The organism is Aquimarina sp. TRL1 (assembly GCF_013365535.1).
Classification (GTDB): Bacteria; Bacteroidota; Bacteroidia; order Flavobacteriales; family Flavobacteriaceae; genus Aquimarina; species Aquimarina hainanensis.
Window position 1 is genome coordinate 5,008,816 of the sequence record NZ_CP053590.1, and the last position, 13,462, is coordinate 5,022,277.

At 33.4% G+C, this 13,462-nt stretch carries 10 protein-coding genes; 6 read left to right on the forward strand and 4 right to left on the reverse strand.

What is annotated here, in order from left to right:
* Positions 1 to 11 precede the first annotated feature (11 nt).
* On the reverse strand, positions 12 to 1,241 hold the full coding sequence (locus HN014_RS20685) for a hypothetical protein (RefSeq protein ID WP_176030728.1): 1,230 nt from the start codon (positions 1,239 to 1,241) through the stop codon (positions 12 to 14).
* Between the two features lie 121 nt (positions 1,242 to 1,362).
* Positions 1,363 to 1,782 carry a helix-turn-helix domain-containing protein gene (locus HN014_RS20690; protein WP_176030729.1) on the reverse strand — a complete coding sequence of 140 codons (420 nt, stop codon included), beginning with the start codon at positions 1,780 to 1,782 and terminating at the stop codon, positions 1,363 to 1,365.
* A gap of 165 nt (positions 1,783 to 1,947) precedes the next feature.
* On the opposite strand from HN014_RS20690, the gene HN014_RS20695 reads away from it, so the two are divergent.
* The 4 genes from HN014_RS20695 (at position 1,948) to HN014_RS20710 (ending at position 4,671) form a co-directional block, all read left to right on the forward strand.
* Positions 1,948 to 2,502, forward strand: a complete 555-nt coding sequence (locus tag HN014_RS20695) for an NUDIX domain-containing protein (protein ID WP_176030730.1) — start codon at positions 1,948 to 1,950, stop codon at positions 2,500 to 2,502.
* A gap of 94 nt (positions 2,503 to 2,596) precedes the next feature.
* A complete protein-coding gene (locus HN014_RS20700) occupies positions 2,597 to 3,052 on the forward strand; it encodes a Dps family protein (RefSeq protein ID WP_176030731.1) in 456 nt (151 codons plus the stop codon).
* Positions 3,034 to 3,897 (forward strand): SdiA-regulated domain-containing protein, encoded by an 864-nt coding sequence (locus tag HN014_RS20705; RefSeq protein ID WP_176030732.1) that lies wholly within the window; start codon positions 3,034 to 3,036, stop codon positions 3,895 to 3,897. The genes HN014_RS20700 and HN014_RS20705 overlap by 19 nt, the downstream gene beginning before the upstream one ends.
* A 306-nt stretch (positions 3,898 to 4,203) precedes the next feature.
* Positions 4,204 to 4,671 (forward strand): hypothetical protein, encoded by a 468-nt coding sequence (locus HN014_RS20710; RefSeq protein ID WP_176030733.1) that lies wholly within the window; start codon positions 4,204 to 4,206, stop codon positions 4,669 to 4,671.
* A gap of 103 nt (positions 4,672 to 4,774) precedes the next feature.
* Here HN014_RS20710 and HN014_RS20715 read toward each other — a convergent pair whose 3' ends face one another.
* Positions 4,775 to 8,485 (reverse strand): metallophosphoesterase, encoded by a 3,711-nt coding sequence (locus HN014_RS20715; RefSeq protein ID WP_176030734.1) that lies wholly within the window; start codon positions 8,483 to 8,485, stop codon positions 4,775 to 4,777.
* Between the two features lie 62 nt (positions 8,486 to 8,547).
* Between HN014_RS20715 and HN014_RS20720 the strand changes: the two genes are divergently transcribed.
* On the forward strand, positions 8,548 to 9,738 hold the full coding sequence (locus HN014_RS20720; protein ID WP_176030735.1) for a Pycsar system effector family protein: 1,191 nt from the start codon (positions 8,548 to 8,550) through the stop codon (positions 9,736 to 9,738).
* A gap of 11 nt (positions 9,739 to 9,749) precedes the next feature.
* Here HN014_RS20720 and HN014_RS20725 read toward each other — a convergent pair whose 3' ends face one another.
* The gene (locus HN014_RS20725) at positions 9,750 to 12,122 is read right to left on the reverse strand and encodes a GAF domain-containing protein (RefSeq protein WP_176030736.1); all 2,373 of its coding nucleotides are present in this window, start codon (positions 12,120 to 12,122) and stop codon (positions 9,750 to 9,752) included.
* 173 nt (positions 12,123 to 12,295) lie between these two features.
* On the opposite strand from HN014_RS20725, the gene HN014_RS20730 reads away from it, so the two are divergent.
* A complete protein-coding gene (locus HN014_RS20730; RefSeq protein ID WP_176030737.1) occupies positions 12,296 to 13,447 on the forward strand; it encodes a TlpA disulfide reductase family protein in 1,152 nt (383 codons plus the stop codon).
* Positions 13,448 to 13,462 lie beyond the last annotated feature (15 nt).

Sequence of the window (13,462 nt, forward strand, 5' to 3'; positions counted from 1 at the left end):
GTGTGTAATTTTTATAAATAAATCATTGCTTGTAGGGTCACTACTCCTGTATCTGTGTTGTTTCCGTATTTTGTATTCTTATACTCCAAGGTTATTTTTGAATTGTGTCCACTGATATACGCATTGGTTCCCAGCCCTAAAGTACTGGCATTATCATCGATTGCATCGATACTTCTATTACTATAGGATACATAAGGCTGAAACTTTAGTTTTTTGTCCTTTAGTGGTATTACATATCCCACATGACCATACAGCATCGCCCCTGTTTCATAGGTTTGCCCTAAAGTGTAATCTTTTCCGTAATCATTATTTTGATAGGTTGCATACACTGTTAACGCATTCCCTTTTTCTCCTATCGGAGCATCATAGAATGCATCTACTGCAAATATGGATACATCTTCCCCTGATAATGTTCCATCTGTTTCTGCCAATACACTCCCATCAGGGTGAAAGAAAAAACCAGCTCCTACGGTGAATACTTTTTTGCTCCCCAGATATGACCCGACCTTATAAGGCAATGAGTTCGATTCCTGATCTAAAAAGTGATAATCAAAATATCCTGCATAATTTTTTCCGGCATCTCTGGATCCCAGAAGTCTTCTTCCTGCATATACTGCAGCACCCCCTGCAACCGGCTCTACAGTTTCCTGAAGGTTGTTACTTACCGACTCATTAATTGCAATACGATATTGCAATCTTCCTATTGCTCCCTTTGCATAAATACCTATATGACGAGCAAACTGATCCGAAAGCCCAATAGTAGCCCAAGATTGCCTATTATTATCCAAGGTCATCATATTCAGAGTACTTTGATTATTCAATCTGGAAATTCCATTCCAATAATGTAATCCCCCTCCTATCGCATGTTTTGCTCCCAGACTATATTGTCCCCACATTCCATGAAGAAAAAGTTGAGAGTTCCCTTCTAATCCCGTAGGGGATTGATTTTCTGCATTTAAACTATTTAATCCAAAATGGGTAAGAATCAAAAAATCTTTATTAATCTGAGAATACATGAGAATCCTCGCTCTTCTGATACTAAAATTTGTTTTACTTACATCATCAGGAACCTTATCTGTATGTGTAGCCCAAAATTGAGCCCAAGAGATTATTCTGAAAAACTTAGATCCATCTTCATTAAATTTTACTTTATAGCCTCCATTGTAATCCGGAGAACCTTGTGAAAAACCAAAATGAAAAACGAATCCTAAGAGTAGCAGTATATATAAATGTTTTCGCATGTCTTTAGAATTTGATTTGTATGTTTTAGATTCTAGCTAGAATACTCTTGTGTACTTCATAAAATTCTAAAAATTATATACTGAAATAAAAATTGATATAGTTTTTTGTTAATTACTATAGTTATTCTTTAAACCTTTCCCATTTAATAAGCATAAATTTATCTCCTAATTCCGTAACGATAACCCCAGCTCCTTTTACATTATCCGTATTCATAAAATATCTGGAAAGCTCATCACTACTCAAAATTTTATAGGTTGGGTGATAGTTTGTACTTTGTGGACGCTTCACATTATACTTTTTTACCCAATTCATAATACTAACATGAGAAATCCCTAAAATACGTTCTATTTCTCTATAGGTTAACCCTTCCAAATGTAATTGTAAAGCTTTATTAACATAGTAATCATCAATCTTTTTCCCCAACTTATTTACGGTAAAATAGTAGTTGCATTTTTTACACTTATATCGCTGTCTATTGGCTATAACACCACTTTTTATGTACTCTCTGGCATTACAATTTGGGCATGAATTAATGGACATATATATTAATTTTGCATAAATATACTAATTTAGCAATAATAAATATTCATAATTTAACCTTAATAACTAACGAATACACAATAACAACCATAAAAAACAGTATAATTCACAGTATTAAATGTATTTTTATACAAAATCAAAACTCTACATTATACTTAAGTTACCATGGCAGATGAATGGATAGATGTACTAGATCAAAAAGGAAATCCGACTCACAAAAAGATTCTTAAATCCGAAGCACACAAGTTGGGGGTATTTCATCAAAGCGTCCATCTATGGTTGTATACTTCTACAGGAAATCTTTTACTGCAAAAAAGAGCTCCAGCAAAAGATACATACCCTGGTCTATGGGACGTTTCTGTTGCAGGACATATTTCTTATCAGGAAGCTCCAATGAAGGCAGCTCTGAGAGAATCTAGAGAAGAGTTAGGGATTATGCTTCAAGAAAGTAATTTATCTTTTATAGGGACTTTTAAATCCATGATGTCACCTAGTGATAATATAATCGACAATGAATTTCATCGTATTTATATTTCCGAATTTTTAGGAAAAATTTCTGAGTTACAACTTCAAAAAGAGGAAGTATCCCAGGTAAAATTAATTCCTATAAAAACTTTATATGCACATGTAATGAGTGAACATATCTCAAAAGAATATGTGCCACATGGAACTACTTATTATAATTTTATCTTAAAAGAAATTACAAATAAGTTAAAGTAATACTTCGATCATATTTAACTATTACTTTTAGCTTTTTTAACAACAAAACTATAGTATTTTTGTATTACAAAATTTAAAACAATAAATAAAAACTATGAACAATATTCATTTACAGACATCAGAAAAATTGAATGTCCTATTAGCTGACTATCATTTATACTATCAGAAGTTAAGAAACTTTCACTGGAACGTTACCGGTTCTAATTTTTTTGAACTACATCTAAAATTTGAAGAACTTTATGAAGATGCTAAACTAAAAATTGACGAAATTGCAGAACGAATTTTAACATTAAGGGTTATAAAGCCTATTAGTAATTTCAGTGACTACTTAGCCGCTTCTAATATCAAAGAATCGGATTCTGATTTAAAAGATGTAGAGATGGTATCTACGATTCTGAGAGATCAGGATATTCTTATTAAACAATTGAGAATAGTTGCCAAAAGTGCTGAAGAAGCTGAGGATGACGGAACCTTGGATTTTGTAGGAACTTATATTGGTGAATTAGAAAAAACCAGCTGGATGCTTAATGCATGGAATCAACAAAATTAAACATTTCAATACTTGCTCTTTTTATTAGTCTTATCACCTTAGTGGGATGTACTAAAAACCGAGTTATTCAGAAAATAAAAAAACTACCAGGTATTTCTAAGGAAATATCTGGTATCACTTTATTCCCTTCGCAGGAATATCTCTATACAATTAATGACTCAGGTAATGACAACACTGTAATCATATTTACTTCTGAAGGGGATTTTATTGATGAATTCGTAATTCCTGGTACGACAAATATCGATTGGGAAGATATTAGTTATGATCATTATAACAATTTATATATAGGGGATTTTGGTAATAACGATAATGACAGAAAAGACCTGGTTATTTACAAAGTATCAGACCCTCTGAAAGGAAAAAGTACTGTTTCTGAAATAAAATTCTCTCTGGAAGATCAATTAAAGTTCCCTCCTAAAAAGAAAAACAGAAATTTTGATATAGAAGCATGTATTTACCTTGACGGAAACCTCTACCTATTTACGAAAAACAGATCTTCTCACTTTGATGGAACTACGAAACTCTATACTGTTCCAGCAATCCCCGGAACTCATACTGCTCAATTAGTTGCTACATTTAAAACCTGTGAGTATAGCAATCGTTGTTTTATTACGGCTGCTGCCGTCAATCATGCTCAGAACAAAATCGTATTGTTAACGTATGATATGATTTTTGTGTTAACGGATTTTAAACTCCCCAACGTATTTAATGGTTCAATACAAACAAAAGAGCTTAATCATTTTTCTCAAAAGGAAGGAGTTACTTTTTTAAACGATACTACCTTGCTTGTTACAGATGAAAAAAATGGAAAAAACACCGGCTTTCTTTATAAAGTAGAACTATAAATATCTACAAGTATAAAGACTTGTCACCACCTTCCCCTTCTCAAACACACATTAAAAAGCTACAAATCAACAATATAAGTTATTAACAATAAGTAAAAACTGTTCATTTCTTCTCTATTCCTTATATCAAAGCGTTAACGCTTCATTTAATTGTAGTAAAAAACCTACTTATAAACATTATTTCAACGACAAAAAACTACATATGTAGGATAAAAATTACAAAAACTCGTTTTTTTTTAGTAAATTAGAGAAGCTTACCCGCTTAAGCTCCAAACAACAACATACTAACCCCAAAACCATAAACCTATGAAAATAAACTACATACCCCTATTCGTTTTTTTATGCTGTTTTTCTGCTGTTATTTTTTCTCAACAGAAAGCTTCTGTATTGCCTGTCATCATATCAGAAAACATGATATTGACCAAAAATACAATGTATACTTTTGAAAATAATATTACTATAATTAATAATGCAATCCTGACAATAGAAGAGGGTGTCACTTTTAAAAACCCTAAAAAAGCGTCTATTACTTTTTTTGTAGAAGGAGGCTCTAAAGTTGTTGCTTCTGGTTCTTATCAAAATCCTATTTCTGTAATAACAGATAAAAATACGGACCGGTCGACGATTACAGTTACTTCTATATCAGGAAAAGATATGAATGGATCAGCCCCTTTTTCATCCTATTCATACAATAAGATAGAAAATCCTACGATTTTGATCAATACAAATACAGCGCCGGAAAGAATTGCATCTAGCGTTTCTGGCGATTTTTGAAATGTAACGTGTTGTTTTTAGAATTAGCCCCTAAATCTGTAATGTTACGAAGTTCCTAATACGATACTAAATCCTCATACCTGTATTAGGAACTTTTTTATGTTTATATTTTAAGACCGAATCCAAAAGAAAATCGCAATCCTTCTGCTCCATTAAACAAATTCACAGTACCACTTAACATATCTAAACTACTGATCCAGAAACCTCCTCCATAATCATTGTGCCATTTATCGGAATAGTCGCTATCATCCACCCAAACTCTCCCCACATCAACTCCTGCAAAAATTCCAAATTGTAAGGGAGCAACTCTTGTTTTGAATTGATTAAAGCTATACCTGAGGTCCATTGTAGTTGCTAAAGAACGTTGTCCTGAAAATCGTTGATTTCTATACCCTCTCATTCCGGTAGTTTGTCCCAGTTGAGCAGATTGATAGAACTCATAATCTTTTCCCAGATTTACTTGTCCCTGCGCTATTGTTTTTAAAACCAATTTTCTATTTCTACTTATTGCATTATAAAATCCCAGATAAGGTTTTATATACACAAAACCTTTATTCCAATCATCTACATGAGCAGTCCCTCCTACATTGATTTCAAACTTCATTCCATTAGTTGGATTTACTACAACATCATAGCTTTCATATTTATAAATCCCATCGGCACTTAAAAAGTATTTCCTATCATAGAACTCAGGATCTATTGCTTCAAAAACAGGATTCCCTATAAATCTGTTTTCTATTTTATCAACTTCAATACCTTCAAAAATAGCTTTATAAGAGAAATACCCTCCATATTCTCCTGTCTTTACTGCCCCGGCTTCTACCCCCAGCTTACTTATTTTAACCCTATTAAAATCCATTTCGAGTACTTCATCATTGTTGATGGTTTCATTCCCCATCCCGAAAAAGTTTTTGCTAAAATTAGGACTGGTAAAAAAACCTCCTATTAGTAAATTGTATTTCCCTAACACTCCGGCAAATTGTCCCTCATAGGAAATATCAAATCCATTCGTAGCAAAGTAATAACCTGCTTTTACTGTATGTTTGGTTGTAAAAGGATTCCTGTTAAACCCTTTTACCTGAAAACTATTCGCAAAACCAATATTAATCCCATCATCTGGGTTATATCCTACCCCTGGGGTCAATGTATTTATTTTTGCTATCTCCTTGTTCTTATCGAATGAATTCACTTCATAATCATCTGTAAAACGGATGGTCGCTCCTCCCTTCTTTTCCAGTGTATTTTTTTTCGTTTTATGATCATATACTGTAAGTCTTTTTCCGTTTTCGATCCTGTATTTATCATTATTTTGTCCTCCTATAATTCGTATATAAATCAGGTTGTTCCCTTTCCCATGAACATGAAATACATCTTCATCATCTAACCCATAAATCCAGATCTCTTTCGTATCTTTCTTCCTATAGATTCGCTGACTTACTAAATCGCTTTTTTCTCCATTCTTAATTCTATAAACTCCAATCTTCGTCTCTCCGTTTTTTCTTCGTTCAATATCTATAAAATCATCTTTATCTGTTCCGGTAATAATTTCTAACGTGGATAAATAATCATAATACTGATCTGCAATGGTATGTAAGATCTTCTTTCTTCCTTTTAATTTTCTTTTTATATCCTCAGCAGAAGCCCCTTTAGCAACAGGAGGCAATTTATCAAATGCCACTTCTATAATAGAATCTGTGAGATGTTCCTGAATATATTTTGCTTGTTTTATCCATTCTTCTCTTCCACTGCTTTGGATAAAGGTTCTATCTAATTTTAATCCGGAAATATTAAGCCATTTTACACTTCTGGGTTTCTCATCATATACCTGGAATTTATTGAACATTCCTACCATTCCTTTTACGGCACTTATAAATGCACCATCAAAATTAGAAAATGCCTGGTCTCTGTCTCTGGGAATCGGTCGATAGATTCTATCTCCGTTCTCTTGCTTAAACTCTGACCACCTCCACTGATCCTGATGGCGATCCCAATCCCCAATTAACATATCAAACATTCTGGCTTTTATAAAAGCAGGCTCATCAATTTTATATTTTTCATCTTTTCTAAGTCTTTCATATACATCTGCCGTACTTCGAATGTTATCCGGATACCCAAAAGACGCTACGTTTTTCTGTTTTTTTTCTGGTCGTTCTTCAATAGTACATAATTCATCTCCATAATGAAGATTGTACTTTCCTAAAGCTTTCTGTTTAGGCAGGTAAAATACTTTGGGATTAGAGTGATATACTCCTACAGCATCTGATAATTCCGGTATCATTGTAAATACATATGGGTGTGCTGAGGTATAAAAATCCTGAAGAACATCTTCTGAAATGGTATTTTCTAATTCATGTTCCACATATTTATCCTTAAAGGCATTAGCCTGTAAAAACTGAACCCCGCTCTTTTTTAATGCGCGAAGGCTATATTGTTTCCCGTCTTTATCTTCCAGTCTCAAAGAGCGTGTTTGATGCCCCCCTCCTTTTCTTATTACTTTTAGTCCTCCATACAATGTGTCCAATACTGCAACCGGAGCTTCTATTTCTTTTCCATACAATGCTCTATAATGCTCTCCCCAAATACTCTTATAAAATCCTGTTCTCTCTGTTCCTTCAAAGTTATAAATGGACGCTTTCTTTGTTTTGGGAAAATTCGTTGCTAATTCATGAGTATGCTTTTCTTTCTTTCTATATACTTCTTTTTTATATAGTAAGGTGGCTGATCCTGTTCCATTATCTCCATAAAATGAAACCCACGAAGCTCCATCTTTATAAATATCCAATCTAGCAAACCCATCTCCTGCATAAGCAAAAAGCCCATCATTTCTCAATCCTGCATAGGTAACTTTAGACCCGGAACCAGCGATTATTTGCTTTACTTTATCGTGTTCTATATATTGCAGTGAATGCTCATGTCCAGACACAAAAATAACTCTATCAATATCAGAGGCTAATGCTCCCAGCCTTCTTGCCAGATATTTATACTTCTTATTTTGTATATCCTGACTAGAAACCCCTCCTGTAGTTCTTAACTGCATCGCTAACGAACCTAAAATCGGCATTGGAATTTTACTTTTTCCTGGATACAGGTGCCTCTTTAATGCATATTTCCCTCCGTGAATTCCATTGGAATACAAAGGATGATGTAATGCTACTACAATCGTTTTTTCCTGGTATTTTTTTAGCTGACTCTCGAATTCCGCAAAAAATGAATCTCTGGATTTGATTTCCGGACAATTATCATTGATCGTAGGATGCTCATCCCAATCTTCTAAATACCATTGCGTGTCTACTAGCAACAGTTGTATCTCTTCATTTACTTTTACACTCTCTATAGCACATCCTCCAGTAGGTCTGAACGCATCTCTTCCTCCCAATGCTTTCTCTATATATTTTTCCTGACGTTGTACTCCTTTTACACCGTCGATATACCAATCGTGATTTCCAGGAATAAAGAAGCTTTCTCCTTTGAATGTTTTAGCTAAATTGATTTGATTGTTTATACGGTGTTCTGATTGTTTCCGAGAGGTCTCTTTTTTTGATGGCATTCCTGCAGGATATATATTATCTCCCAGAAACAGCATATACCCATCGGCTGGATTATTTTCCTGTAAATATGACTCTAAGAGTAAAATCCCCTTTGTGTTTTGATCAGGACTTGCATACCCTGCATCTCCTATAAAAAAGAATGTCTTATCTATAGCTCCATCGTAATCAACCTTCTTATATGCATCTCTATACTTCGGTTTGTAAAATTCACAACTGAATAAAAACAAACTGAGAAAAACAGCTAGAATAATATTATTTTTTTTCATCTCTTATGGTTGATATTTTTTTAATATTGTAATTTGGCACTTATAAATAAAAGGTATTCCTTATGAACAAGATTGTAAAAATAACAAATGATTATGTTTTTAATCTCTTTGAAAACGATTTACTAGATACTTTTGTTTATCATAATTACGTTCATACCCACAGGGTAGTTAAAAGTACAAATGAAATCATTACACATGCTAACTTATCCGAAAAAGAGGAACTCACCTTACAATTAGCTGCTTGGCTACACGATACAGGATACACTGTAGACCCACATAATCACGAAGAAGAAAGTGCTAAAATTGCTCGGAATTTCTTAGAGAAAAACGAGGTTGATAAAGAGATAATCAACAACGTAGAAAGCTGCATTCTAGCCACTAAAATGGATGTCATCCCTTCTAATGATTTGGAAAAAATCATTAAGGATGCTGATTGCTCACATTTTGCCAAAGATTACTTTATGGAAACAAGTGATCTCTTGAGAAAAGAGCTCAAATTGCAAAATATAAAAGCATACTCCAGCGATGAATGGTTGTTGGAAAGCATTAACTTTTTTATTAAAAAACATTCTTATTATACCCCATATGCACTTCAGCATTGGGAAGGAAAGAAACAGGAAAATCTTTTAAAACTAATTGAAAAATTAAATAAAAAGAAGAAAAAGAAAGACTCCCAGGATGATGCTTTAAAAGCGAAAATAAAGGCACAAATAAAAAATGACAGCCCTGAAAGAGGAGTACAGACCTTATTTAGGGTAACGCTCCGAAACCATATAAAATTAAGTGATATAGCTGATACTAAAGCCAATATTCTACTTTCGGTTAATGCCATTATAATTTCTCTGGCATTATCCAGTTTAATCCCTAAATTAGACTCTCCGGGAAATCATCATCTTATCATCCCAACCATGGTATTGGTACTTTCTAGTGTCGTTTCCATAATTCTTTCTATTATGTCTACTCGTCCTAATGTTACCAGTGGAGAGTTTACGAAAGAACAAATAAAAAACAGACAAGTCAATATTCTATTTTTTGGTAATTTTCATAAAATGCCATATGATGAATATCAATGGGCCATTAAAGAAATTTCTAAAGACAAGGAACATGTCTATGAATTGCTTACTAAGGACTTGTACTATCTGGGAATTGTTCTAAACAGGAAGTATAAATTATTGCGAGTTACCTACAATGTATTTATGGCTGGTATTATTATTTCTGTTATTGCATTTTTAATTGCTTTCTATTCAATCTAAAAAGAAAGCGCTTAATTAAGCGCTTCCATCAATTCTTCATATGTATAAAACTCTTTGGCTTCTTTATTTTTATGATATAAGATATCCACTCGGATTGCTTTTAAACCAGTAACCCCCTGAAGGTCTTCCAGTTCTACAATCTCTACTCCTTCTTTCAGGTAGTTTTTAGCTTGTAAAAAGTGAATATACTTCATGTATTCTTTCTCATCAGAACGCTGAGAGTATACAATAACCAGTTTTCCTTGTTCGGTAACTCTCTTATTGGTTCCTTTGATATTTGCCTTATCGACTCTCTTTTTTACAACTTCATATCTCGCATTATAGGTACTGTCTACATCAAATCGTTTTTCATCCATTCTGAACCGTACCGACAACGATGAATTAAAAACTAATGCCATTGAGGCTACATCCATAGCTACAGGAAGATCTTTTTTTAACAAATAATATTCGTTTTCCATCTCGCACATCACCTGCAACTGCCACAATCTAAGATTATGTAAGTAAATTTGATTAAATGAGTTCTTCTTGGTAATGGATTCTCCTACATACATATTGTGTTCTACTCCATCAGACTTAAATCGTTCGAAGTAATGAGGATACATTTTTTGCGCTTCTACCTGTTTTTTATCCAGAAGATCCGCTAATCTTTTATTGATGATCATTACAGATTCATCATAGGCTTTTCTATGCTTATAAACTATACTTAAATTCTCATCCAACTCAGTTTTATAATCATAAATTAATGCGTCTATTTTGTCATTCTTTTTCTCCAGATGCTCAAATAAAGGAGTAATTTCATTACGTATAAAATCAAGAATATTTTGCTCACTATCTACCTGAAACTGCTCATTAATACTTTGTATATAGACGTCTATCCTGTATTTTAGCTGATTATAAATAGGTAAGGGTTCTTCTTCTATAACCTTACTCATTACATCGTTGATAAGGTTTAGTTGCAAAATCAAATCCTTTTGGATAGAAGTATTTCTGGCTTCAGAAGAACCTTTTATATCGATCTGACCATATAATGGATATACATCTTCGAAAACCACTTCTCTAAAAGAGGTAGCTTCTCCATCTATTTTTGATCTCAGAAATCGCTTTGCTTCTTCTCTGAATTTCCAATATACACTAGTATGAATTGATGTACATTCTTTCTGAATTACCAACTCCATTTCATCTTCCATTTCTGCTTTGGATCTCAAAACAGAATCTACCAGATATGGCATTACGTCTTGTAGCTTATGTGCATTGATGCTATTGAGTTCTCTAACATTTGGAGATACAATTTCCATAATCCCCAGCAACTTCTCTCCACTTACTATTGGCGCAATAATAATGCTTTTAATATTTTGCTTCAGTAAACGTTTATACATCCCTTCTTCCGGGGCCAACTGACTACTTTTCTCCACATCCGAAATGGCAAAGTATGTAGATTCCTTAAAGAGGTGATCATATGATTCTCTGCATACCATTGCCTCACAGCAATCCATTTTTTTATCGTGTAAGAGATAACTTTGTACATTTTTGAAAGGCACAGTTTCAAAAACTTGTTCTTCTTCATTATAATCTGAAAAACCGATTTTTATATCCGGGAGGTTAAATATTGCCTTAAATATTTTTTGAAAATCTTCTAAGAATGTTTCATTTTGCTCTTCTTCTTTATCATATTTCAGCAATTTTGCTTTGAAATTAGATAAGGAAACATCCATGGTCACATCAAACATATTAGCGATAATTACTCCTTGAAAAATCCAACTATTAGGAGCAAACTTTTCTTTCCATAAATCAATATCACCAAAGTTATCCAGTAACTCTGCCACATCTTCATTAGTGATATCTCTGGTTCCTTCTTTTTTGGTTATTTTTATAAAATCTGCATTATATAAAATCTTATAATGCCTCAATATTCCAGACATATCCGGAATACTGCTAATAAAAGGACGCTTAAAATCTATATTGTATCCATAATAGCTTGTCAAAATAATACTACACCCCATGATATAGTAATAATCTTCATCTAAGTTCTCTATTGTTGGTTCAAAATCCTTTCCTGCCGCTTTTATAATATTCTCATAACGACGAGTGCATTTTAATACAATATTTTTAAAAGGAATCGTCGCTAGTTTGATTTCATTCTTCTGCAGTATTTCAGAAAAAGAATCTTCCAAAATCATATTGATTTGTGGCATTAATTCTTGTATGCGTTCTTCTGACTGAATTCCGGATTCCAGCTCCGGATATTGATCTGCAATTGCTACTATTCGCTTGGCTCTATCTCTTAGCAATTCATTCTCACTCGTTACATTTTCTCTGTATGCTTCAAAGAACTTAGTGAAGCTAATCCATATATCTAATGGAAAATCCTGATCTAGCACTTTCATAATTCTTTAGTATTTCCCCAGTTTATACAAAAATACAGTAAAATTGGTGTTTCCCCCACCAAAACCCCTTTAAAATAACAAAAAATTACCATTTTTAGCCCAAAAACATTCCATATTTTTTTGGCTATGAGAAAAGATTATAGTTATTTTTACAACGTAATAAACGGACTGTCATGAATCGAATCATTCTATTGCTTGTAGGTATTTTAGTAATAGCTACTGCTTGTGAAAAAGAAAAAAAAGGATATAACATTACTGCCAAAACTATTGGTTTTGAAGATGGAGATATCGTATATATCAATGCATTAAGCCAATCTAACAGACCTAGTGTTATTGATTCTGTAATTATTAAAAATCAACAATTTTCTATAGCATTACCAGATATAGAAACCAGGGATTTTAATTACCTGACTTTCAAAACCCCAGCTGCTAAGAATCCGTTGAACAGCAATGTACTATTTATAGGTGAAAACTATCCACTACAGATGACCATCTATAAAGATAGTCTGCGTTCTTCTGTTGTTACTGGAGGGCCTGAAAATGAATTGTTCTTCAAGTATATATCCGGGACAAAATCATTTGGCAAGCAAAAAGTAAAACTGGGAAATGATCTCGTGGTTGCTACCCGATTAAAACAAGAAGAGAAAATCGCTCAGATTAAAAAAGAACAACAAGAACTTCCGGAGAAAGCTAAGCAATTCCGAAAAGAAATTGCTAAAAACAACCCGAACTCTCTTGTAGCAATAATGGCATTAACAGACTTAATGAATTTAAAAATTATGTCTGCAAAAGATGTTAAAAACACCTTATCTCAGATGGATCCGTCTGTTGTTTCCAGCAGATTAGGAAAACGTCTAAGTTCTTTTGTAGAAAGTGCAATAGGAATCATTGATGTCGGAAGTGTTATTGAAGATTTCTCTGCACCTACTCCCGAAGGGAAGAATCTTTCTTTAAAAGAAGTAATGGGAAAATATACCATCATAGACTTTTGGGCTTCCTGGTGTAAGCCTTGTAGAGCAGAAAATCCAAATGTAGTTCGTGTTTATAATAAATACCATGACAAAGGATTAAATATTATAGGAGTATCTCTGGATAGAAATAAGGATCATTGGATTAAAGCGATAAAAGATGACAATCTGCAATGGAGCCATATTTCTAATTTACAGTACTGGCAAGAACCTATTGCCAGGGAATTTGGCGTAAAATCAGTTCCTTCTACATTCTTAATTGATGACAAAGGGTTAGTCATAGCCAAAAACCTGAGAGGAATGGCATTAGAAAACAAGATAAAGGAATTATTAGGAGAAGAAGAACCCGCATTGTAAGACTTCACCACACTC

Excerpts from the sequence above, each read along its gene's own strand:
- HN014_RS20685 (WP_176030728.1), bottom strand. The coding sequence starts at position 1,241 with ATGCGAAAACATTTATATATACTGCTACTCTTAGGATTCGTTTTTCAT.
- HN014_RS20690 (WP_176030729.1), bottom strand. The coding sequence starts at position 1,782 with ATGTCCATTAATTCATGCCCAAATTGTAATGCCAGAGAGTACATAAAA.
- HN014_RS20695 (WP_176030730.1), top strand. The coding sequence starts at position 1,948 with ATGGCAGATGAATGGATAGATGTACTAGATCAAAAAGGAAATCCGACT.
- HN014_RS20700 (WP_176030731.1), top strand. The coding sequence starts at position 2,597 with ATGAACAATATTCATTTACAGACATCAGAAAAATTGAATGTCCTATTA.
- HN014_RS20705 (WP_176030732.1), top strand. The coding sequence starts at position 3,034 with ATGGAATCAACAAAATTAAACATTTCAATACTTGCTCTTTTTATTAGT.
- HN014_RS20710 (WP_176030733.1), top strand. The coding sequence starts at position 4,204 with ATGAAAATAAACTACATACCCCTATTCGTTTTTTTATGCTGTTTTTCT.
- HN014_RS20715 (WP_176030734.1), bottom strand. The coding sequence starts at position 8,485 with ATGAAAAAAAATAATATTATTCTAGCTGTTTTTCTCAGTTTGTTTTTA.
- HN014_RS20720 (WP_176030735.1), top strand. The coding sequence starts at position 8,548 with ATGAACAAGATTGTAAAAATAACAAATGATTATGTTTTTAATCTCTTT.
- HN014_RS20725 (WP_176030736.1), bottom strand. The coding sequence starts at position 12,122 with ATGAAAGTGCTAGATCAGGATTTTCCATTAGATATATGGATTAGCTTC.
- HN014_RS20730 (WP_176030737.1), top strand. The coding sequence starts at position 12,296 with ATGAATCGAATCATTCTATTGCTTGTAGGTATTTTAGTAATAGCTACT.